The 21,153-nt window shown below is 67.0% G+C and carries 20 protein-coding genes and 1 tRNA gene; 12 read left to right on the top strand and 9 right to left on the bottom strand.

From position 1 onward, the window contains the following. Window positions 1–86: 86 nt before the first annotated feature. Both ABZW74_RS11710 and ABZW74_RS11715 read left to right on the top strand, forming a co-directional pair. Entirely contained in the window at window positions 87–356 is a 270-nt protein-coding gene (locus ABZW74_RS11710) for a hypothetical protein (protein WP_355276343.1), read from the top strand. Window positions 357–501: 145 nt separating this feature from the next. Continuing rightward, the gene (locus ABZW74_RS11715; protein ID WP_355276345.1) at window positions 502–1,395 is read left to right on the top strand and encodes a DUF222 domain-containing protein; all 894 of its coding nucleotides are present in this window, start codon (window positions 502–504) and stop codon (window positions 1,393–1,395) included. Window positions 1,396–1,535: 140 nt separating this feature from the next. Here the strand turns inward: ABZW74_RS11715 and ABZW74_RS11720 are convergent, their stop codons facing one another. Continuing rightward, complete coding sequence (locus ABZW74_RS11720) at window positions 1,536–2,543, bottom strand: NAD(P)/FAD-dependent oxidoreductase (protein WP_355276347.1); 1,008 nt, start codon at window positions 2,541–2,543, stop codon at window positions 1,536–1,538. Further along, window positions 2,540–3,418 (bottom strand): class I SAM-dependent methyltransferase, encoded by an 879-nt coding sequence (locus tag ABZW74_RS11725; protein WP_240861967.1) that lies wholly within the window; start codon window positions 3,416–3,418, stop codon window positions 2,540–2,542. Before ABZW74_RS11725 ends, ABZW74_RS11720 begins: the two co-directional genes overlap by 4 nt. A gap of 47 nt (window positions 3,419–3,465) precedes the next feature. On the opposite strand from ABZW74_RS11725, the gene ABZW74_RS11730 reads away from it, so the two are divergent. Together ABZW74_RS11730 and ABZW74_RS11735 are read left to right on the top strand one after the other, a co-directional pair. Further along, entirely contained in the window at window positions 3,466–4,044 is a 579-nt protein-coding gene (locus tag ABZW74_RS11730; RefSeq protein ID WP_240861969.1) for an XRE family transcriptional regulator, read from the top strand. A gap of 32 nt (window positions 4,045–4,076) precedes the next feature. Further along, entirely contained in the window at window positions 4,077–5,342 is a 1,266-nt protein-coding gene (locus ABZW74_RS11735) for an Ig-like domain-containing protein (RefSeq protein ID WP_355276349.1), read from the top strand. A 125-nt stretch (window positions 5,343–5,467) separates the two neighbouring features. Here the strand turns inward: ABZW74_RS11735 and ABZW74_RS11740 are convergent, their stop codons facing one another. Next, a complete protein-coding gene (locus ABZW74_RS11740) occupies window positions 5,468–6,244 on the bottom strand; it encodes an SDR family NAD(P)-dependent oxidoreductase (RefSeq protein WP_355276351.1) in 777 nt (258 codons plus the stop codon). 65 nt (window positions 6,245–6,309) lie between these two features. Between ABZW74_RS11740 and ABZW74_RS11745 the strand changes: the two genes are divergently transcribed. The 3 genes from ABZW74_RS11745 to ABZW74_RS11755 all read left to right on the top strand — a co-directional run bounded on the left by ABZW74_RS11745 (window position 6,310) and on the right by ABZW74_RS11755 (window position 9,446). Further along, the gene (locus ABZW74_RS11745) at window positions 6,310–7,434 is read left to right on the top strand and encodes an ROK family transcriptional regulator (protein WP_240861975.1); all 1,125 of its coding nucleotides are present in this window, start codon (window positions 6,310–6,312) and stop codon (window positions 7,432–7,434) included. 68 nt (window positions 7,435–7,502) lie between these two features. Continuing rightward, entirely contained in the window at window positions 7,503–8,312 is an 810-nt protein-coding gene (locus ABZW74_RS11750) for a transglutaminase family protein (protein ID WP_355276353.1), read from the top strand. A 21-nt stretch (window positions 8,313–8,333) separates the two neighbouring features. Continuing rightward, window positions 8,334–9,446, top strand: a complete 1,113-nt coding sequence (locus tag ABZW74_RS11755; RefSeq protein ID WP_355276355.1) for a putative zinc-binding metallopeptidase — start codon at window positions 8,334–8,336, stop codon at window positions 9,444–9,446. 267 nt (window positions 9,447–9,713) lie between these two features. Here ABZW74_RS11755 and ABZW74_RS11760 read toward each other — a convergent pair whose 3' ends face one another. The 5 genes from ABZW74_RS11760 to ABZW74_RS11780 form a co-directional block, all read right to left on the bottom strand. Then, window positions 9,714–10,949, bottom strand: a complete 1,236-nt coding sequence (locus ABZW74_RS11760) for a DUF4185 domain-containing protein (protein ID WP_240861981.1) — start codon at window positions 10,947–10,949, stop codon at window positions 9,714–9,716. 15 nt (window positions 10,950–10,964) lie between these two features. Then, the gene (gene otsB / locus ABZW74_RS11765; RefSeq protein ID WP_355276357.1) at window positions 10,965–11,750 is read right to left on the bottom strand and encodes a trehalose-phosphatase; all 786 of its coding nucleotides are present in this window, start codon (window positions 11,748–11,750) and stop codon (window positions 10,965–10,967) included. Then, window positions 11,747–13,300, bottom strand: coding sequence for a trehalose-6-phosphate synthase (locus ABZW74_RS11770; protein ID WP_240862037.1), 1,554 nt, complete (start codon window positions 13,298–13,300; stop codon window positions 11,747–11,749). The genes otsB and ABZW74_RS11770 overlap by 4 nt, the downstream gene beginning before the upstream one ends. Before the next feature lie 121 nt (window positions 13,301–13,421). Next, window positions 13,422–13,583, bottom strand: a complete 162-nt coding sequence (locus tag ABZW74_RS11775; RefSeq protein ID WP_240861986.1) for a hypothetical protein — start codon at window positions 13,581–13,583, stop codon at window positions 13,422–13,424. Window positions 13,584–13,706: 123 nt separating this feature from the next. Then, window positions 13,707–15,143: a threonine/serine exporter family protein gene (locus ABZW74_RS11780; protein WP_240861988.1), complete on the bottom strand. Its 1,437-nt coding sequence runs from the start codon at window positions 15,141–15,143 to the stop codon at window positions 13,707–13,709. A 4-nt stretch (window positions 15,144–15,147) separates the two neighbouring features. Between ABZW74_RS11780 and ABZW74_RS11785 the strand changes: the two genes are divergently transcribed. Further along, window positions 15,148–15,222, top strand: a tRNA-Thr gene (locus ABZW74_RS11785). A 90-nt stretch (window positions 15,223–15,312) separates the two neighbouring features. Then, complete coding sequence (locus tag ABZW74_RS11790) at window positions 15,313–15,672, top strand: hypothetical protein (protein WP_355276360.1); 360 nt, start codon at window positions 15,313–15,315, stop codon at window positions 15,670–15,672. Here ABZW74_RS11790 and ABZW74_RS11795 read toward each other — a convergent pair. Then, complete coding sequence (locus ABZW74_RS11795) at window positions 15,643–16,500, bottom strand: formylglycine-generating enzyme family protein (protein WP_240862038.1); 858 nt, start codon at window positions 16,498–16,500, stop codon at window positions 15,643–15,645. The two genes, ABZW74_RS11790 and ABZW74_RS11795, sit on opposite strands and share 30 nt — an antisense overlap. Window positions 16,501–16,692: 192 nt before the next feature. On the opposite strand from ABZW74_RS11795, the gene ABZW74_RS11800 reads away from it, so the two are divergent. From ABZW74_RS11800 to ABZW74_RS11810, 3 genes are all read left to right on the top strand, one after another. After that, the gene (locus ABZW74_RS11800) at window positions 16,693–18,282 is read left to right on the top strand and encodes a carboxylesterase/lipase family protein (protein WP_355276362.1); all 1,590 of its coding nucleotides are present in this window, start codon (window positions 16,693–16,695) and stop codon (window positions 18,280–18,282) included. Window positions 18,283–18,482: 200 nt separating this feature from the next. Continuing rightward, window positions 18,483–19,307, top strand: coding sequence for a hypothetical protein (locus ABZW74_RS11805; protein ID WP_240861994.1), 825 nt, complete (start codon window positions 18,483–18,485; stop codon window positions 19,305–19,307). A gap of 290 nt (window positions 19,308–19,597) precedes the next feature. Continuing rightward, window positions 19,598–20,920: a lipase family protein gene (locus ABZW74_RS11810; protein WP_355276378.1), complete on the top strand. Its 1,323-nt coding sequence runs from the start codon at window positions 19,598–19,600 to the stop codon at window positions 20,918–20,920. The last annotated feature ends 233 nt before the right edge of the window (window positions 20,921–21,153 follow it).

Raw genomic sequence — 21,153 nt, forward strand, 5'->3', positions numbered from 1 at the left:
GGGGCGAGGCACCGTGTCGAGATCACTGTTGATAACCAGAACCGCCGACAACACTTCTTGTCGTACCCCTCTGAGATAGTGGACACATGTTCGAACCGGGGCGGGACACCAGCGAGGCCACACTGGCCGACGCGGGTGAAACCGATCTGGCCACAGCAGCTTCGGCGTTCACGCATATCGAGTTCGAGGTGATGGCCCGCAAAGTCCTGGCCGCCTACCACCTGGGCCGCAAAGTGTTCGACCGCGTCCAGGCCGCCGACTCCGACCGCTACCGCAAACGCATGCCCGACAAAGCCGCCCTGCGCGAAGTCTCCCTGCATTTCGCCGTGCCCCGGCCACCGCCGGACGGTGGATGACCCTGGGCGCCCTGCTGCAAGACCTGCCGGCGGTGCGGGCAGCGTTTCTGGCCGGGGATCTCTCCGAGTCGCGGGCATCGCTGGTGGCGCACGCGGTGTGCGGCGTGGATGCCGAGCAACGCGCCGCCGCCGAAGAGGCCGCTTCATGTTGGCCGCCGATGCGTCGACGAATGCGGTGCTGTCGGACAAGTTGGATGAACTGGTGATCGCGCTGGATCCCTTGGCGGCGGCAGAAGTCCGGGAAGAGTTCGCCGAACGCTACCAGGACGTCCGATTCGGCAAAGCCCCCTACGGACAGGTCTCCGTGTCAGCGACGTTGGGGTTGGGGGATGCGCGGTATCTGCAATCCCGGATCACCGGGCTGATCAATCACTTCCTCTGCTCTGAGGATCCACGCCTGCCCGGCCAGCAACGCGCGGATGCGCTGGTCGCGATCACCCGCGGTCGCACCGAGTTGGACTGCCGGTGCGGATCAGACACCTGCGGCGCCCCGGCGAACCAGACCCCCGACCCCGAACCCGACGAGGGTGACGACGACACCGACCTCGACGCCGAGGTGGCGCCCAAGCCGGACGCTGCACCCGCGAAACCCTCCACGGCGCTGGTGCCGACCAAGGCTGCCGTCGTCGTTGTGACCGATGCGCCCACGCTGGCAGGGTTGACCGGGGAGATGGTGCCGTTCGTGCCCGGGTACGGGGTCATCGACCCCGCCCACGCGCGTGCACTCGCCGAAGATGCCACCTGGACCGGCATGTACCGCGAAAGCCAACGGTTTCTGCATCGCAGCGATCCCACCGACACCGACCCGGACGGTCGGGTCAGCATGTTGCGCGCCGGACGACCCCGCAAGGCCGGCCGTGTTCAGTACCCGCCCACCTGGCCGGCAGCTCGCAGACGGGTTCGGCGCTGGTCCGGGTGCTCTCCCGCCCACCCAACCCGGCGCCGATCGACCCCACCGGACACGGTGGGCTACCTGTACCCCCGGTCGGGGCGTTGGACTACGAACCAACAGACGCACAGCGGCGCGCGATCGCGCTGACTGATCACCACTGCCGCGGACCCTACTGCGGCCGACCCGCGGAACAGTGCCAACTCGACCACGTCACGCCCTACAACCATGCCCACCCCATCGACGGCGGCTGGACCAACGCTCGCAAGCTCGCTCCTCAGGGCGGCGCCTCAGGGAGCGGTGGTGGTTCGCGGGTGGTGCTGCCTGAGTGAGCGGGTGGAGGTCCAGCCGGCAGCGGCAGCTGCGACCGCGCGCTCGGTGTCCTCGGCCACCAGATCGGCATTCACGGCGGCCCCGGCCTGAACGCCCGCACCCATCGCGACGGTGACCATCGCCGAGAGGTCGGAGGTGTTGCCGGCCGCCCACACGCCGGGGACCGCGGTCTGGCCCATGATCCCGGTCTCGATGAACACGCCACCCATCGGATGCGGGGAGGGTGTGCCGCCGAGCTGCTCGTAGAGGTCCGTCCGAGCGATGAATCGAGGCGCAACAACCACCGCGTCGGCCTCGACGACCGAACCGTCGGCGAGCTCGACGCCGTCGAGGTGGTGGGTGCCGTCGGCGTCGGTGCTCACGGCGAGCCGCCGCACCTGTGCGTCGACGACGTCAATCCCACGGGCGCGCAGTCGTTCCGAGTCGGCCGGCTCCAGCGCGGGCATGTTGTGGGTGAGCACGGTGACCTGGTCGGACAACTGCCGGAACAGCATCGCCTGATGGGTCGACATCGCGCTCGTGCCGAGCACCACGATCCGCTTGCCGCGCACCTCGTAGCCGTGGCAGTACGGGCAGTGCAGGACGTCGTGTCCCCATAGCTCGGCGACACCGGGAATGTCGGGAAGTTCGTCGACGAGACCGGTGGCGAGAATGAGTCGGCGGGCCTGGACAACCTCGCCCGACGCGAGATCCAGAGTGAAGCCGGAATCGTCGCGCGTGGCGGTGAGTACCGAATCGGTGCGGATGACGCCGCCGTAGGCCTCGAGGTCTTTGCGACCCGCGGCCAGGATGTCCAGTGGCGGCACACCCTCGTGGCCGAGGACATTGTGGGCGCCGTCGGCGGGGGCGTTGCGGGGCGTGCCGGCGTCGATGACCACGACCGAGCGCAACGACCGTGCCAACGCGATGGCCGCGCTGAGTCCGGCCGGACCGCCGCCGATGACGGCGACATCGATGATGTTCATGAAAGATTCCTTTCGGTTGCCGGGCGCGCGATCCACACGATGCGACCGGCGCGGAAGGTCAGGTCACCGCGACGGTGGAATGCGAGCGGCGAATCGTCGGACAGGAGAACGTCGAGGGCGGCGAGATCGTCGGCGTCGAGGACCTCGGCGAGGCCGACGCGGAGTCGGCTGTACCACTGCACGGCGTACTCGACGGTCTGCGGCGGCAGCGGATCGGGCTCGACGCGGATCCTTCGGTGCGCCACCACGTCGAACCCGGCTGACTGGAGGTGAGTTGTCCAGTCGGGGAACGAATTCCATCCGTTGGCCGACATCGCGGACTGGCAGCGGCCCTCGAGTCCCGACAGCCCGACACCCGGGTCGTCCGGGAGAAACTTTGGTGCACCGGCGAGTTCGATCACCGCGAGGATGCCGTCGTCGGTGAGTGCCGTGCGTGCTGCCGCGAGGAAACGGTCCGGGTCGGCGATGTGGTGCAGCGACGACGACGCCCACACCACGTCGGGATTCGACACCTCTGGATTCGACACCTCTGCCGGCCACCCGTCGTCGAGGTTCGCGAGAACTGTGCGCAGCCGGTCCGCGTATCCGGCTGCGGCAGCACGCTCGGTCAGCAACTCCGCGAGTTCGGGGGAGTGGTCGACGGCGATGATCTCTGCGGCGTCGAAACGCGCGGCGAGCCGGTCCGTGCCGGTGCCGGTGCCAGATCCGATGTCGACGACGATCTTCGGTTCGCGCGGCAGGGCGTCGCGGATCAGGTCGATCGCGTCGTCGATGTATCCACCGGCGACGGCGGCGTCGAGATCGAGCACGCTCGCCATCTGGTGATCCTGGGGATGCTCGCCGTGATTGTGGTGGTGGTGATGCGACTGGGCCATGACTCGACGGTAGCGCGGAAATGCGCGAGGGGCATACACTCTTGCGTATGACGCAAGAACTCGATGTGGTGGTCCGGCAGCGCATCCGCGGACTTCGCATCGCCAAGGGCTGGACGCTCGATGCGCTGGCCGCACGGTGCTTCCTCAGTCCGTCGACGCTGAGCCGCATCGAGACCGGTCATCGGCGCGTCGCCCTCGACCAACTCGTGCCGATCGCTCGCGCGCTCGGAACCACCCTCGATCAGTTGGTGGAACCCGCCGACGACGCCGACGTCGTGATCCGCCCCGAACCGCACACCCGCGACGGGGTCACGGTGTGGATGCTGTCGCGGGAAGGCGCACCTCAGGGGGTCACCGTCGCGAAGATGCGCATCGATGTCGACCACCCGAACGACCCCGATCACCTGGGCGTTCACCCCGGCCGCGAGTGGTTCACCGTGCTCTCCGGCACGGTGCGGCTGCTGCTCGGTGAGCGCACCATCCTCGTTCCCCAAGGTGACGCCGCGGAGTTCTCGACGATGGTGCCGCATTCGATCGGCGCGCACGGCGGACCGGTAGAGATTCTGTCGATCTTCGACCACGACGGTGAGCGAGCACACCTTCCCGGAGCGGTCGCGGCCCGCTGACCGGGCGATTCGATCGGTACAGTGGGTAGGCGATGAACACCCAGCCCCTACTCAACCGGCGCACGATGCTCGCCGCGGCCGGCGTCGGCGTCCTCGGCGCGACCCTCGCCGCGTGCAGCGGCTCGTCGTCGGACCCCGGCAAGGCCAAGGAGCCGGAAGCGCCCGTCGTCGACATCACGTTCACTCCGGCACTCGACGCCGACGACCCGAACCCGACCACGGACTTCTCCGTCAAGGTGTCCAACGGCGTCCTGAATCCCGACGTCAAACTGGTCAATCCGCGTGGCAGGGCGGTCGCGGGCAAGCTCTCCGACGACCGCACCACCTTCACCGTCTCCGAGCCGCTCGGCTATGGGACGAAATACACGTGGAGCGGCAGCGCGACCGGCACCGATCGCAAGACGAAGAACATCGAGGGCAGCTTCACCACACTGGCACCCAAGAGCCAGCTCAATGTCGTCGTCAACATCGGCGACGGCCAGGAAGTGGGCATCGCCGCGCCGATCATCCTGAAGTTCGACGGAACGGTCGAGGACAAGGCTGCCGTCGAGCGCGCACTGACCGTGACCACGACGCCGCGGACCGAGGGCTCCTGGGCGTGGCTGGGCGAGGACAACGGCTCACGCGTGCACTGGCGCACGAAGAACTACTACAAGCCGGGCACCAAGGTGCACATGTCGGCCAAGCTCTACGGCCTCGACCATGGCGAAGGTGCCTACGGTGCCGCGGACGTCACCAGCGACTTCACCATCGGGCGGGCGCAGGTCGTCAATGCGGAGGCGTCGTCGCACCAGATCGTGGTGGTTCGCGGCGGTGAGACGCTGATGACCCTGCCGTCCAGCTACGGCGGCGGCGACCTCGACCGCAACGTCACCCGGTCGGGCATCCACGTGGTGAGCGAGAAGTACGAAGACTTCTACATGAGCAACCCGGCCGCCGGATACTTCAACGTCCGCGAGCGCTATGCGGTGCGTATCTCCAACAACGGCGAGTTCATCCACGCGAACCCGGAGACCGTCGGCGTGCAGGGATCGTCGAACGTCACCAACGGCTGCATCAACCTGTCGCTGGAGAACGCGCAACGCTACTTCGAGACCGCCATCTACGGCGACCCCGTCGAGGTGACCGGCACGCGGATCGCGTTGTCGGAGGCCGACGGCGACATCTACGACTGGACCTTCGACTGGAGCGCCTGGAAGGGGATGTCGGCGATCGACGGCGAGGCCCGCGACACCACCGCACGCGCGACACCGAGCGGCGCCCCGACCCCCGACGCGACCACGCCTGCCCCGCGCTGATCCTCCGCTCCCTGAGGTGCGAGCGGAGCGAGCCTCGAAGGGTGCTGGTGAGCCGACAATGTCCTCTCACCAGGGGCATCGAGGCTCGCAGGCTCGCACCTCGGCTGGCGGGTGGTCGCTGATTCCTAACCCGTCTTGACGTTCCGCCGCGCCGACGCCTGATCGCGCGGCTTGAGCACGATCTGGTCGAGATTCACATGCGGTGGGCGTGAGGCGACGAACCCGATGACCTCGGCGACGTCGTCGGCCGTGAGCGGCGTCAGGCCCTGGTAGACGGCGTCGGCGCGTTCCTGGTCGCCGTCGAAGCGCACCAGTGAGAAGTCGGTCTCGACCATGCCGGGCGCGATCTCGGTCAGGCGGACCGGTTTGCCGAGCAGTTCGTAGCGCAGCGTGCGGTGGGTGACCGCCTGTGCGTGTTTGGCCGAGGTGTAGCCGGCGCCGTTGTCGTAGGCCTCGATCGCAGCAATCGACGTGATCGAAACGATCAGACCGTCGCCCGACGCGATGAGCGCCGGGATCAGGGCCTTGGTGATGCGCAGACTGCCGAGCACGTTGGTCTCCCACATCCAGCGCCAGTCGTCGAGGTCGGCGTTCGCCACCGGGTCGAGGCCCTTGGCGCCGCCGGCGTTGTTCACCAGAACGTTCACCGAGTCGAGACCGTCCACGAACTGGGCCACCGAGTCCTCGTCGGTGACGTCGAGTTGTCTTCCGGTACCACCGATTTCGTCGGCGAGCGCCTTGACACGGTCGACGCGGCGTGCTCCGAGCACCACGTGGTAGCCCTGTTTGGCGAGCTGTCGTGCGGTGGCCGCGCCGATCCCGGAACTGGCACCGGTCACCACCGCGATCTTCGACGAGTCATTCGGTTGCTGCGCTGAGAAGTCGGTGTGCTCGCTGGTCATGGAACTCAGCTTACGACCCTCGACTCACGACGGATCCAGGGTCGAGTGCCTGCTAGATTCACTCCATGGTTGGGGTGGTGCCGGCGACATTGCAGGTCACCTCTGCCGCTGCGGCCGCCGTGCTGCACGCGATCCGGGTGGGTGGCCCGGTCACGCGCGATCACATCACGTCGACGACGGGCTTGTCCGCGGCCACCGTCAACCGCCAGGTACACGCTCTTGCGGCGCACGGACTCGTCGTCGAACGACCCGACCTGATCGACCCCGGCGCCATCGGTAGGCCCAAGAACCCGCTCACCATCGATCGCGACAAGCTGTGTGTGGCCGGGATGCACGTCGGTGCACGTCGCACGGTCCTGGCGATCGCCGATCTCGGCGGTCGCACGCTCTACAGCCACGCGGTGCTCACGCCGTCCGGCGACCCACGGGCCGCGGTGGCGCAACTGTGCGGGCTGCTTGCCGAACTGGCGGGGCGATTCAGCGGACGACGGCTGCTATGGGCGGGCGTCGCGATCGGCGGAGCGGTCGACATCGAGACCGGAGTGGTCAGCCACCCGGTGCTGGGGTGGCGGCAGCAGGCGCTGGGCGCGACCCTCGCCGATGCGCTCGGCGTCCCGGTGTCGGTGTGCGAGCATGTCGAGGCGATGGCCGCGGCCGAACTGTTGCTGACCTATCCGCGGGCCGAAGCCGGGTCGGGGCTGTTCTTCTACGCCCGCGAAACCGCCGGTATGGCAATGACTCTCGACGGTCGGGTGCACGTGCCCGAACGAGGTGCGGGCACCATCGCGCACTTGCCGGTCCATGCGCCGGTGCTCGTCGGAGGTGATGGGGCCGGTCGGTTGCAGGACGTGATCGGCGATGAGGCCGCCGAGTCTGCGGCGGGCCGGCTGGGTGTACAGTCCGACGACCCGGCCATCCTCGACGAACGTGCGCGGGTACTCGGCCGGGCGGTCGCGATGATCCGGGACGTGATCAATCCGGATTCGATCGTGGTCTCCGGCGATGCGTTCGCCGCGCACCCGGCGGGGCTCGCCCCCGTCCAGGCGGCCTTCGACGACGCGACCTCCATCGGCTGGCCCCTGGAGATCTCGCCGTCGAGATTCGGTGTGCGCGTTCAGGAAGCGTCTGCGATCGTGGTCGCGCTCAGCGTGATCTATGCTGATCCGGTGGTTGCGGTGGCGTCGACATGAGATGGCCGCGTCGGAAACGACGCGACCGCGATGTGCCGCACGCGGCCGATTCCCTTACGGTGGAGTCCATGACCCTCCCACGCGATGTCTCTGCGAAGCTCGAGGTCTTTGTCGGGGCACCCACCGAACTAGAGATGCAGATCACGGTCGCCAAGCTGCCCGGACTCGAGCTGACCGAAGAACTCAAAGTCGAGATCGACGGTGTGGCGATCACCCCTGAGGAGATCGTCGACGAACACGGCTCGCGCATCCACCGCTTCGAGGTCGAAGGCGGACTCATCGCCATCGACTACGCCGCATCGGTGACCAAGCCGGCCGACCCGATTCCGGTGGCCCTCACCGACCGCTCGAAGTACCTGCGGCCCAGCCGATATGCCGAGTGCGACAAGTTCTTCGGCTTCGCCGCCGGACAGTTCGACGCGACGCTGCCCGAAGGTGAACTGCTCAACGCGGTGACCGCCTTCGTCGAAGAGCGGCTCAGCTACATCCCCGGCGCGAGTGACCCCATCGACGGCGCGGCCGACACCCTGCTGGCCGGCGCCGGCGTCTGCCGCGACTACGCCCACCTCGTGGTCGCACTGCTGCGCGCATTGAACATCCCGGCCCGACTGGTCGCGGTCTATGCGCCCGGTTGCGACCCGATGGACTTCCACGCCGTCGCCGAAGCCATCATCGACGGCGAGTGGGTGGTCGTCGATGCGACCCGTCTGGCGCCGCGGCAGAGTCTGGTCCGGATCGCGACCGGCCGCGACGCCGCCGACACGGCCTTCCTCGACAACCACCGCGGATCGATCACGCTCAACACCTACGAGGTGACCGCAACCGTGCGCGGAGACTTGCCGGTCGACGACGGAACCCAACGCATTCGCATTGGGTGATGAGTGACATAGGCTGAGCGCGTGCATGCGCTCACCTGCCCGGTCTGCAACGCCCTCTCGGGATTCGACAATCTGGAATGCCCGTCCTGCGGAACCGCGGTCGGCATCCACCTCCCCACCCAATCCCTGGCCGTGGTGTCCGATGCCGGCGTGGACATCGACGGTCGTCGGTGGGTCCGATGCTCGAACTGGCAGAACCACAACTGCAACTGGCTGACGCTCGCCGAGGTGGAGCAGCGCGACATCGGGCTGCGCGGCCGGTGCTTTCCCGGATCGCTGGTCCGACGGCAACCCGACGCCGAGGACACGCTCGCGCTGGAAAAGCTGCCGACGGCGCTGCGCGATCTGCGGATGCTCGTGTACCAGCTCGTCGACCTGGGTCTGCCGGTCGAGCCGTTCTGGCGTTCCGAAGGGGGCCTGGCCTTCGACCTGCTGTCGAGTCAGACCCTGGGCACGCCGGTGATGATCGGCCACGCCAACGGTGTGGTGACCATCGACCTGGCCGAAACCCAGGACGCGTACCGCGAACGGCTCCGCGTCGATCTCGGTGAGGCCTATCGGACGATGCTCGGGCACTTCCGCCACGAGGTCGGCCACTACTACGAGCACATCCTTGTCGAAACCGGACCGGGTGCCGACCTCTACCTCGACGAATGTCGCGAGCTGTTCGGCGACGAACGTGCCAGCTACTCCGACGCCATCGAGCGGCACTACAAGTTCGGCCCACCCCGCAACTGGCAGGACTCCTTCATCTCGGAGTATGCGACGATGCACCCGTGGGAGGACTTCGCCGAATGCTTCGCCCACTACCTGCACATCACCGGAACCATCGACACCGCAAGGGAATCCGGGCTCATGCTGGAGAGCGATCAGGTTCGTTTCACCATGGACCGCGACATCGTGCCGCTGCGGTCATACGCCGACCAGTCCATCGAACGGTTGCTCTACGACTGGAAGTGGTTGTCCACCATGTTCAATCGGGTGAACTCGGCGATGGGTCGTCGCCCGCTGTACCCGTTCGACATCCCGAAACCCGTTGTGCGCAAACTCGGATTCGTCCACCGCGTGATCCGCGAATCGGCCCGGAGGAATCCGGCCACCGATCCGCTCGTCACCGCCGCCGCCGACGTGTGAGCTCAGCTGCCTGAGGCGCGACGAGCCCTATCCGCCCCCCGCTGCCTGAGGTGCGAGGAGCGCTAGCCGCCGGGCTGAGGAGCCCCTGCGAGGTACGAGCATGGAGCGTCTCGAAGTCGACGAGCCTCGAAGGCCTGGCGACCATCACTACCCGGTCGACCAATTGGCTTGTCTCACCGGCCCTTCGAGGCTCTCGGCTTGCGCCTCGAGCACCTCAGGGAGCGGTAGGCGGCTCGGAGCGGTGGACGGCTCGGGGTGGTGGGCGGCTCAGGCGTCGGTGGAGCCGTCTATCGCTCGACGCAGTCGGTCCAGGGCGCGGTCGGCCTCGACGGCCAGGTCGGCGAGATCATCCTGCGCTTTGACGGATTCCAGTGTCGTCTGCCAATCACCGACGCGTTGCGCCAGTCGGGCGTGCGGGGCGGATCGGGCCGGCGGCGAGTGCAGGGTGGTCTGGAACTGCATCACCCGGTACGGCCAGTGGGTTCGGGTGTTCCACTGCGACACCGCGATACCGATACCGTTGGGGACGTCCAGCGTCGACCCGGGAATGATGTAGCCGCCGTACGCTTGTGCGACCCGACCGCCCGGATGGTCCTCGACCGACCAGTCCGACAGCTCGGAGATCGGCATCGTCTTGACGCGAGAACCCACGTCGTCGGTGGGGCGCTCGAGTACCCGGTAGGAGAGTCCGCGGTCGGAGATGCAGAAGCCGCCGAGTACCCAGCCCACCCCGTGCTCACCCCGCAGACGACGAAAGGTGGTCTCCCGCCACAGCTCTCCGGGTGGCGTGATCACCGTCGGCGGAACGCCCCAGGCCCACCGGCCATCCTGGAATCCCCAGGTGACGTAGCGATCGCGGTCGCCGATGTCGGCGGGACGCACACGTCGCAGGATCATTCCCGAACCCGCCTGGAACACCGTCGAGATCACGTACACCCAACCGTCGTCGGGGTCGTAGTCCCAGGTCCACGACTGTGCCAAACCGTCGTGGAGGCCGGCGGCGAAGCCCGCATGCCGTCCCATGTGGCCCCACGTGACGCCGTTGTCGGACGACCGCCAGATCTCCGACCACGCCACCCGCGGGAATCCCTTTATCACCATGGCGTGCAGGAACAGGTCGTCGCCGACGCGCAGCACGTCACTGGGGATCACCGTGGAGAATCCGCCGCGGCGCCAGGGCGGGGAATCGTGGGTGTAGGGCCACAATTGGCGCGCGTAGTCGGGGTCGGGGCCGCCCGCGTGCTCCCATACCAGCTCGCCGCCGGGATCACGGTGGCCGACCAGGATGACCGGAGACCGCCAATCCGGTGATCCGGCCCGCGCATCACGGTAGGTGTCACCGAAAACGGCGACGATCTTGCCGTTTGGCGCCTGCACCATGGCACCCAGATCCGCTGCGCCCACACCGAAGTCATCGGAACATCCCGGACCTGTCAGGTTGGCGACCTTCATTCCCCCGATCGCGGAGTTCGCGGCCGGACTCTCACGACGCCAGAAAGCCATCGGACCCGATCGGCGTCAGGTGCCGGTGCCCGACGGTTGACGATGCGTGGCGACGAAGTCGAGAACCGTTGCGACGTCGTCGGTGTCGTCGACGCGGTAGCCGGCGATGGTGTCGCCGGTGCCGACCTTGATACCGACGTCGCCGTCGGCGGGCCGCAGGTGAGCGAATGCCTTCTCGTCGGTCACATCGTCGCCGATGTAGATCACCACATCGGCATCGTGTTGCTTGCGAAGCACATCGAGCGCGTGGCCCTTGCTGGTCTCGATGACGGCAAGTTCGATGATGGCCTTGCCCTCGGTCACCTGAACGCCGCTCCACGACGCCGGGCCGCGGCGCACCCGATCCAGCGCGTCGTCGGCGTCCTGCTCGACGTTACGCACGTGCAAGGTGGTGCTGGCCGGTTTGGTCTCGACCATCGCTCCGGGGTAATCGCTTGCAATGGACCGCAGTTCGGCGATCAGGCGATCGAGTAGGGCCGCGCGCTCCGGGGTGATCTCCTCGGCGAAGCCGGACTCGAACTCGCTGCCGTGACTGCCCACCAGGATGGCCGGGGCATGCAGACCGGACAGCTGGGCCAACACGGCGAGCTCACGGCCCGAGATGACCGCGACAAACGTATCGGGAAGAGCGGCAACGTGTTCGATCGCCGTGATCGACGCCGGATTGGGGACGGCATCTTCAGGCCGCGACACGATCGGCGAGATACAGCCGTCGTAGTCCGATGCGACCAACAGTCGGCCCCGACCTGCCGCTGCCGTGAGTGCTTCGGTCAGGTCCCCGGGGATTCCGTTGGCGCTCATGTGTTCTGAACACTCCGCTCGTCCGACTCCAACACGGCCTCCGCGTCGGACTCGCTGACCAGGTGGACACCACGATTGGCCGACGACGCGGTCTCCGCTGTCGCCGACAACGCACCCAGGAAGGCCTCCGCCCACTTGGCGACGTCGTGCGTCAGGACCTGCCTGCGCAGGGCTCGCATGCGGCGTCGGCCCTCGTTCGGAGTCTGGTCGACGGCAGCCGCGATCGCGTCCTTCACGCCGTCCAGATCGTACGGGTTGGCCTGGTAGGCAGAGCGCAATTCCGCTGCAGCCCCAGTGAATTCGCTGAGAACCAGCGCACCGCCGAGATCGCTGCGGCAGGCCACATACTCCTTGGCCACCAGGTTCATGCCGTCGCGTAGCGGCGTGACGAGCATGACGTCGGCAGCCACAAAGAACGCGATGAGTTCGTCGCGCGGGACCGGGCGATGCAGGTACTGGATCACCGGCTGCCCGACCGCCCCGTAACTGCCGTTGATGTTGCCGACCAATTGCTCGATACCGGCCCGCATCTTCACGTAGCTGTCGACGCGTTCGCGGCTGGGCGTCGCGAGCTGCACCATCACCGTCTCGTGCGGGTCGATGCGTTCTTCTGCGAGCAATTCGGAGAGCGCGCGGAGCCGCACGTCGATGCCCTTGGTGTAATCGAGGCGATCGACCCCGAGCAAGATCGTCTTCGGATTGCCGAGTTCCTTGCGGATCTCCGCGGCCCGCTTACGGACCTCCTTCGACCGCGCCTTCGCGTCGAGCTCACCGGAATCGATGGAGATTGGGAACGCGCCGACACGGACCGTGCGGAAACCTACCTGCACGACGCCGAAGCGGGAACGAACACCGACCGAGCCCTTGCTGGTGGCCTGCCCGGCCAGTCGTCGGGCCAGATACAGGAAGTTCTGTGCGCCGCCGGGCAGATGAAATCCGATCAGATCGGCACCGAGAAGACCTTCGACGATCTCCGTCCGCCACGGCATCTGCATGAACAGCTCGACCGGCGGGAAGGGAATGTGCAGGAAGAACCCGATACGCAGGTCCGGGCGCAGCATCCGCAGCATCTTCGGGACCAGCTGCAGTTGATAGTCCTGAATCCACACCACCGCGCCCTCGCCGGCGGCCTTCGAGGTCTCCTCCGCGAACCGGCGGTTCACCTCGACATAGGTGTTCCACCACTCGCGGTGGTACTCGGGCTTGACGATGACGTCGTGATAGAGCGGCCACAGCGTGGCGTTGGAGAAGCCTTCGTAATACTCGGCGATCTCGCGGGTCGACAGCGGCACCGCGTGAATGTCGATGCCCTCGATGTCGGGGTTGTCGTAGGAATCGGCGATCCCCGACCACCCCACCCAGGCGCCGGTGTGCGACCGCAGGATCGGTTCGAGCGCGGTGACCAACCCACCGGGGCTGCGCTTCCAGCGCACCGTCCCGTCGGGCAGGACCTCCTTGTCCACGGGCAACCGATTCGCGACAACCACAAACTCGGCATTGCCAGCGCCGGTCACATTCGGCCCGCTCGCTTCGCTCCCGGCGCCGGTCACATTCGGCCCGCTCGCTTCGCTCCCGGCGCCGGTCACATTCGGCCCGCTCGCTTCGCTCCCGGCGCCGGTCACACTCGGCCCGCTCTGGCCAATTGGGTCGCCCGCTTCCGGCGTCACCGTTCTAGGCGTTCTCGCCCGGTGCGATACCCAACATGGACAGCAGCATCCGGCACTCGTCGGCGTCGGTGGCGTAAGCCGCAACGACGCGTCGCGCCGAATTGGCGGTCTCGTCGGCTACCGGCTCGAGCTCTTCGTCGGCGATGTCGGTGGTCTTCGCGGGCATCTCGTCCCCTCGTTGTGCAGTCGCTGGTCTGGGCGCGCTGCCGAGAAGTGGCAGCGCTGCGCCCTGATCGATTCTACCTGGCCGTGATTGCGCTCATACCCGACACCGGTCGGGCGGACGGTTTCACCGACGTTGGCGGTACTCGCGCGCGCCGAGTCGGCGCCGCAGCAACCATTCGGGTCTGGTCGACAACTGGGGTCGGCGCAGCGACCGTGCGACGAACTCGCCGAGCGTCACCCCCGCGGCAAGTGCACAGCCGACGCCGAGCGCCGCGGCCACCCAGGTGAAACCGTCGAGGGTCTGGTCGTTGAGGATTCCGTAGAGCCCGCGATAGACGGCGAGGCCGGGCAGCAGCGGTGTGATGCCCGCGACCGCGACGACCAGTGGTGGCGTCAGTGCTCGGCGCGCCAGCAGGCCACCGATGAGCCCGACGCAGGCGGCTGCGGTGCCGTTGGCGATCACGTCACCAACCTGCAGGAAATACGTGACGCCTGCGACCACGCCGGAGCCGATCAGGCCGCCGAGGAAGGCGACCGGCAAGGCCCGCTTCTCCGCGTAGCTGGCCAGCGCATAGGCACATGACGCGACCGCTCCGGCGATCACGCGTGAGGGGATCTCGACCGCGTCGAAGCTGGTCGACGTGGTGATGGTCGGCAGGTAGATGCCGGTGAGTTCGAGGATGCGGATGGCGATGCCGACCCCCGCGATGATGCCGCCGGTCATCAGCAGCAGTTCGAAGAACCGCGCCACCCCGGTGATCGGGGCGCCGGTGATGGCGTCCTGCACCGACCCGACGAGCGACAAACCGGACAGCAGCACGACGATGCCCGCCGCGATGACCTGCGACGGCGCGATCGTCACCCCGAGGGCCTCGGCGTTGCCGAAGACCACCGCGGCCGGCACGACGGCGATGAATCCACCCGCAACCTGCTGGAAGAACACCGGGGTGCCGATCCGGTTGAGCCTGCGGTTGACCGTGACGGTGACGACGGTCGTCAGGAACGCGAGAAGGCCGACGAGAACATGTCCGCCGAGCAGGACCGCGATCCCCGACGCCATGACGCCCCAGGCGACGGTGGCAACCGCATGCGGGTACGGATGCGGCGCGGCGATGATGTTGTCGACCATCTGGTGGGCCGTCGACGGAGTGATCCCGGTGTCCCGAATCCGACGGATCAGCTTGTCCACTTGTGCGAGACGGGTGAAGTCCATCGAGCGGTAGTAGACCTGCTCCATCGTCGTGATCGGTGGGAGGGTGGCGCCGCGTCGGGCGCTGACCACGATCGTGTTGTAGGTGACATCGACGTCGATGTCGGCCAGCCCGTAGGCGCCGGCGACGAACTTGATCTGGCTCTGGGTGTCGATGGCGGCAGTGCCCGAATCCAGGAGTACCGCACCGATCTTGGTGGCGAGGTCGAGCACCTCGGTGATCGCCGCGACGTCGAACCGATCGATCGGTTTTCGCGGCGACACCATGATGCTGCCGGGTTCGATGGTGTCGATCGTCGCCTGGCTGGTGCCGGTGAGGCGACGCAACGCACTGCCGATATACTCGCGCACGCAGGCCTCCTTAGCTCAGTGGTAGAGCACTCGCCTTGTAAGCGAGCGGTCGTCAGTTCAATCCTGACAGGGGGCTCCACGCACGTTTTGGGCCCCGACGACAACGGACGTCGGGGCCCCGCGTGTTCCTGAGTGTGACGAGACTCATCCGGCTATATGGTCGGAAAGCGTGGCGCACATTCGGTTCGCACTGATGGGTCTGGCTTGTGTCATCGCGGCATGCATCATCGGCTTCACCCGGCCAGCGCTCACCCAGGACGCGTATCCGAATCCCATCATCTGCTCGGCGGCGTGGCACAAGAGCGTCATGCGTGACACCGCCGCCGCTGCGGAGTCGAGTTGCGCGGCCCTGACCTCGGAACGATTCGTGTGGGCGACGACGTTGGGCGCGGTCGGCGGCGGACTGCTGCTCTGCGCACTTCCCTGGCAGTTGATCTGGCGCCGGCCACCCAAGTCGTCTGAGTCACCCGAGTCGTCTGAGTCACCTGAGTCACCCGAGTCACCCGACGCAGCGAAACCCGAGGTGTGAGGTCGCGGAGTCGTCGGACTGCGCGGAGCGCGCGGCCGGCCGGTAGCGCCGGCAATATTCGGGCGCGCAGATGAACGATCCGCCCTTGGTGACCCTCATGACCTGCGGTGATGTGGTCGGTGCCAGGAGGTCGGGTCGACCGTCGGCCTCGACATGAAATTCGCCGACGTGTACCGCGTCGGGCACGACGTGGCGCGGTGTGAAGACGTCGGAGGTTCGTTCCCACACGTTGCCGATCATGTCGACGAGGCCGTACCCATTCGGGGGGTAGGTGCCGATCGGCGACGTGGTGCCCCAACCGTCGCTTTGGAACGGGAACCGGCCCTTCCACGTGTTGGCGAGATCGGCGCCACCGGGATGGAGTTCATCGCCCCACGCATACTCCCGACCCTCCAGACCGCCCCGCGCCGCGTACTCCCACTCCGCCTCGGTGGGGAGTCGGCGTCCGGCCCACCGCGCGTAGGCCGCGGCATCGCGATAGGCGACGTGGACGACGGGATGGTCGGGCACAGCTCCGACGCTGGACTCCGGCCCGTCCGGATGACGCCAGCACGCACCGGGCTGCCAGCGCCACCACTGTCGCCAGTCGGCCAGGTTCACCGGGTGAGTGGTCGGGGTGAACACCAGGGCACCCGGCACCAGCGCGGCCGGGTCGGCGTCGGGGAAGTCTGCCGGGTCGATGGGCTCCTCGGCGACGGTGACATAGCCGGTGTCGGCGACGAACTCCGCGTACTGGGCGTTGGTCACCGGGTGACGTTCGATCGCGAACGCCCCGACCGTCCGCTCATGTGCCGGCCGTTCCTCGGGGTAGTGGCGGTCCGAACCCATCCGGAACGTGCCGCCGGGCAGGTCGACGAGTTCGGTGAGGGCCACATGGTCGAGGCTATCGCCCCACCCCGTTGACCGTGCGTCCCAAATCGTTGACTGGGCGGCCCGAATCGTTGAGTGGGCTCCCACGTGGTCGTTGTACTTTGCGGCGCAATTTCGGACACCGCCTCAGATTCGCGGCATGATTGGGACATGGCAGAAGACAACGACGTCGACGCCGAGGTACCCCGCCCCGTCGTGACCACCCACCTCGGGCCCGTGCGCGGGCGCCGAGCGGAATCGACGGAAGGTGCCGTCAACGTCTGGCGCGGCATGCCGTTCGCGGCGGCCCCGGTCGGCGAATTGCGTTGGCGCCGTGCGCAACCACCCGTTCCGTACGAGAATGAATTCGATGCGGGCGCCAACGGACCGGTGTGTCCGCAAGAGAAGAATCCGGCGATCGCTCTCGGTCCCGGAACCGAGATGTCCGAGGACTGCCTGAGGCTCAACGTATGGGCGCCTGCCGGCGCCACGCCGGAATCCAAACTCCCGGTGATGGTCTGGATTCACGGTGGCGCATACGTTTTCGGCTCCGGGACGCAGCCGCTCTACGACGGAACGCAGCTCGCGGCGACCGGTGACGTGGTGGTCGTGACCTTCAACTACCGACTCGGCGCACTGGGTTTCGCGGACCTGTCGACGCTCGGCGAGCAGTTCGAGACCAACACGGCCCTCAGTGACGTACTCGCCGCGCTGCGGTGGGTGCAGGAGACGATCGAGGCGTTCGGGGGCGACCCGGCAAACGTGACGGTGTTCGGCGAGTCCGCCGGCGGCGGCATCGTCACCACTCTGCTCACCATGCCGGTCGCCGAGGGGCTGTTCCATCGGGCCATCGCGCAGAGTTCACCGGCAACCTCGATGTACGACCACGACCGAGCCCGACGCGTGACCCGTTCCTTCCTCCGCGCGCTCGGCGTCGGCGCCCCGGATGGCGAAACTCCCACTCCGGAAGCATTGTTCGATCCCGATCCTGCTGCGATCGTGGCCGCGTCGATGCGGGTTTTCGCCGACGTCCCTGCGGACAGCCCCGGCACCATCGCCTTCGCGCCGGTCATCGACGGCGACCTCGTGCAACGGCACCCGATCGACGTCTACCGCGACGGGTCGTCGCTGCCGGTGCCACTGCTCATCGGTACCAACCGCGACGAGGCGAACCTCTTCAAGTGGATGAAGTCACCACTCATGCCGATCACACCCCACGACATCACTCGCATGTTCGCCGACATTGCGCGCGAGTACCCGCACGTCACCCTGCCCGCCCGCGCCGAGATCATCGCCGCGTACTCGGGATTGAAGCCGAAGGTCGCCGGCCTCGGCGTCGCCCGCGACGTCGCGTTCCGGATGCCGACGCTGTGGGTGGCCGACGCGCACTCCACGCGAGCACCCGTGTTCGTCTATCGCTTCGACTGGGCGACGCGAATGCTGCGGGCACTACGACTTGGTGCGGCACATGCAACCGAATTGCCTTATGTCTGGGGCAATCTCGTTGCCGGATCTCGTGACATCACCTTTCTTCTCGGTGGTCGTGCCGATGGTGCTGACGTGTCTCGGCGTCTGATGAGACGCTGGACATCTTTCGCCAGGACCGGTGTGCCGCACACCGACGAGGTCCATCCGGAATGGCCGGGATATCACACGGGCACGCGCTCGGTCCTCGTTGTCGACGCCCAGGATCGCGTGGTCGACGACCTCGACGCGGACCTCCGCCGCACCTGGGGCGACGAGGTGTTGGGCTTCCGTTGATGTGCGATTGTCAATTTCGTTTCTGAACAGACATGTTGGGCCCCAGTCACTCTGAAGGCCGGATGCGATCTCCGTCACATGGCGACTGCTCGCGTTAGCCAATCGTGATCATCGATCGTAGATTGAGGTTGCCGTCTGGCAAGAAGATTTCAACTGAATGAATGGAAGGTCCAATGGGTCGGGAAAACATGGGATTGGACATGTCCGCGGGGGGCTCGGCGACGCTGTCGCTCGGCGCCGACGCCGGGCGTCGTCGTTGGATGAATCGTACGGTGGGGGCCGGTCTCGCGGGTGTCGCGATGGCCAGTGCCCTTGCGATGGCCACACCGTCGGCCAGTGCCGGCGTGACCGGCGCGCAGTCGGTCGCGGCACCGTCGGTGGCCATCTCGCAGGTCGCCGCGCACGTGGCGCCGCGGATCGCGATGACGCCGATCACCCCGGAGAACGTTGCAGGACCGAATGTCCTTCGCCTGGTGGCGATTCCGTCGTCGGCGGTCCTCAACAACGCCGGGGTCCTGAAGGATGTACCGGGACGTCATGAGGCCGCCTCGCCGGAGGCCATCGGCACTTCGACGATCGTCGGTGCCATCGCCGGTGGCGCCATCGGCTTCGGTATCGGATTCTTGGCGGCGCCACTTGTCGGCACCATCGCGTCGGCGGCGGCCACTGCGATCGTCGCAGCGACTGGCGCGGGCGCTCCTGTTGCTCCGTTCGTCCTCGCAGTCGCGTGGCCGCTTGCGGTCATCGCCACTCCGCTCGTCGGCATGGGCATCGGCGCTGCGATCGGTGCCGGTGTGGGTGCGGCCATCGGCGCCACCTACGTGTCGGCTCCTGCTCAGGTTCCGGCGCCGGAACGCGTTGCGGCACAGGCTCCTGTGCCTGCCGTCGTGCCCGCCCCGGTTGCCGAGGTCACCGAGAACCCGACCGTGCAGAACATTGTCACGGCGGTCGATCGTGCCATCGACGCGAACCCGCAGCTCGGCCCGGTCGGCGATCTCGCCCGGTCCTTCCTGCCGAAGCACTGAGTCTGCTTCTCGCACAACAATGCAAAGCGCTCCGCGGGTCGTCGGATTCTCGTCGAACTGCGGAGCGCTTTCGTTGCGTCGCCGCCCGCGAGTCGGCCGAAGTGACCTGCGCCACGATGATTTGCGGCCGAGCTGAGACGCAATCTAGAGTTCGTCTCGTTGTCAATGAGCAATGTTGTCAATGACCAATGACGAAGTCGCCTGGGTCGGGGGTCTCCCGGTGACGTCCTGACGCAAAGGCTGCAGCAGTGACCCATGCCCGGACTTCGACTCTCGACACCAGCGCAAAGGTGTGGAGGCGTACCACGATCGCGTTCGTTCTCGCCGCGTGTGCACTGCTCACCTCGGTGCCGTCGGCCGACGCCGCACCCAACCGGACGCCCGGTCTGAACGAGATCTTCAACGGCTACGTCCTCGGCACCTTCACCGACGGACGAGTGGCGTCACCGCAGGAGATCTTCACGCCTCTCGTGTCGAACGACCCGTTCTTCCGCGAACCCCGCCTGCGGGGCGACGAGGCGCCCGGAAAGATCGTCAAGGCACGCCGAGTCGCGGTGCAGTTCACCGGTTTTCGTCCAGGAAATCTCGACGCATACCAGCTGATGTACGTGACGCGTGGCCTCAACGGTGAGGCCGAGATCAGCACGGGCATTCTCATGGTCCCGGTCGACGGTCGGTCCGACGCCACTCGTCCGGTGATCGGGTATCAGTTCGCCAACGACAGCGTCGGCGCCTACTGCCATCCGTCGACGATGTGGACGGGGAAAGATCCGATGGACGGTGCGTCGTGGTCGGCGTTGGGGCCACTGGCGATGATGTTCGGCAAGGGGTACGCCGTGATGGTCAGCGACGTCGGCAACAACGCGGATCCGCGGCCGCACGGAGTATTTGCCGGAAAGTTCGGAGCCAACGCACTGCTCGACGGCCTGCGTGCCGCGCTGGCTCACCGTCCGGCGAAACTCTCTGCCCGCGCACCTATTTCGATGTTCGGCATCGCCGGCGGTGGCGTGGGCGCGGCCTTCGCCGCCGAGCGGGCCGCGGACTACGCCCCGGAACTCAACATCAAGGGCACGGTGCTCGAGGGGATGGCCGTCGATCAGCGCAACTTCATTCGCACGTCGTCGGGGTCCATCGGTTCGGGCTTCGCCTTCGCGACTCTGCTCGGCCTCGAACCGCGCTACCCCGAGATGAAGATCGACGAGAAGCTCTCTCCGGCAGGCAAGGCCCTCGCCGACGTCTTCCGGACCCAATGCCAGACCCCTGCGTACTTCGCGACCCCGTTCCTGCCGTTGCAGGCACTGTTCAAGAACGGTCAGCATCCCGCCGACATCCCCGACTTCCAGCGCGCCTATCGCGACAACGTGCTCGGCCACCAGGCACCGAAGGCGCCGGTCCTCATCGCGTCCTGCGTCGCCGACGACTCGTTCATGTCGATCGTTCCGGCTGCCGACGCGCGCAATCTGACGAGGCAATACCGGCTCGGCGGAACCCGGGTGGACTATCACCCGACCAACTGCAGCATGGTCAACTTCCTGACCAACATGTACGGCTGGGGCACCGACCTCTTCGGCATGCAGACGATCGACTGGATGGCGGCACGTCTGAAGGCCTGAGCCGAAGAGTTCGGTGACCGGTCCTCTGACCTGGGAGAATGCGCTTGCGTAGTGCCGAAAAATCTAGGGGAAGAACTTCCTCCCCTAAGTTCCAAGCCGTCCCCGCGAAATTTTGTGGGGAGGACTCCAAGGGTAGGGGAAGAAGTTTCTTCCCCTACTTTCTTGTGTGGCCTTCGGCCGGACGACCACCCCTCGTTCGAGCGCGCGTCGGTGTGTCGCGAATCCAGAAAGCG

The sequence above is a fragment of the Gordonia sp. NPDC003585 genome, assembly GCF_040610755.1.
Taxonomy (GTDB): domain Bacteria; phylum Actinomycetota; class Actinomycetes; order Mycobacteriales; family Mycobacteriaceae; genus Gordonia.

Bases quoted from the DNA above. Each gene is read 5' to 3' on its own strand.
- ABZW74_RS11745 (WP_240861975.1), top strand. From the start codon at position 6,310: ATGGTTGGGGTGGTGCCGGCGACATTGCAGGTCACCTCTGCCGCTGCG.
- otsB (WP_355276357.1), bottom strand. From the start codon at position 11,750: ATGAGCGCCAACGGAATCCCCGGGGACCTGACCGAAGCACTCACGGCA.
- ABZW74_RS11750 (WP_355276353.1), top strand. From the start codon at position 7,503: ATGACCCTCCCACGCGATGTCTCTGCGAAGCTCGAGGTCTTTGTCGGG.
- ABZW74_RS11710 (WP_355276343.1), top strand. From the start codon at position 87: ATGTTCGAACCGGGGCGGGACACCAGCGAGGCCACACTGGCCGACGCG.
- ABZW74_RS11725 (WP_240861967.1), bottom strand. From the start codon at position 3,418: ATGGCCCAGTCGCATCACCACCACCACAATCACGGCGAGCATCCCCAG.
- ABZW74_RS11735 (WP_355276349.1), top strand. From the start codon at position 4,077: ATGAACACCCAGCCCCTACTCAACCGGCGCACGATGCTCGCCGCGGCC.
- ABZW74_RS11795 (WP_240862038.1), bottom strand. From the start codon at position 16,500: ATGGGTTCGGACCGCCACTACCCCGAGGAACGGCCGGCACATGAGCGG.
- ABZW74_RS11740 (WP_355276351.1), bottom strand. From the start codon at position 6,244: ATGACCAGCGAGCACACCGACTTCTCAGCGCAGCAACCGAATGACTCG.
- ABZW74_RS11730 (WP_240861969.1), top strand. From the start codon at position 3,466: ATGACGCAAGAACTCGATGTGGTGGTCCGGCAGCGCATCCGCGGACTT.
- ABZW74_RS11805 (WP_240861994.1), top strand. From the start codon at position 18,483: ATGTCCGCGGGGGGCTCGGCGACGCTGTCGCTCGGCGCCGACGCCGGG.
- ABZW74_RS11720 (WP_355276347.1), bottom strand. From the start codon at position 2,543: ATGAACATCATCGATGTCGCCGTCATCGGCGGCGGTCCGGCCGGACTC.
- ABZW74_RS11800 (WP_355276362.1), top strand. From the start codon at position 16,693: ATGGCAGAAGACAACGACGTCGACGCCGAGGTACCCCGCCCCGTCGTG.
- ABZW74_RS11715 (WP_355276345.1), top strand. From the start codon at position 502: ATGTTGGCCGCCGATGCGTCGACGAATGCGGTGCTGTCGGACAAGTTG.
- ABZW74_RS11775 (WP_240861986.1), bottom strand. From the start codon at position 13,583: ATGCCCGCGAAGACCACCGACATCGCCGACGAAGAGCTCGAGCCGGTA.
- ABZW74_RS11760 (WP_240861981.1), bottom strand. From the start codon at position 10,949: ATGGCTTTCTGGCGTCGTGAGAGTCCGGCCGCGAACTCCGCGATCGGG.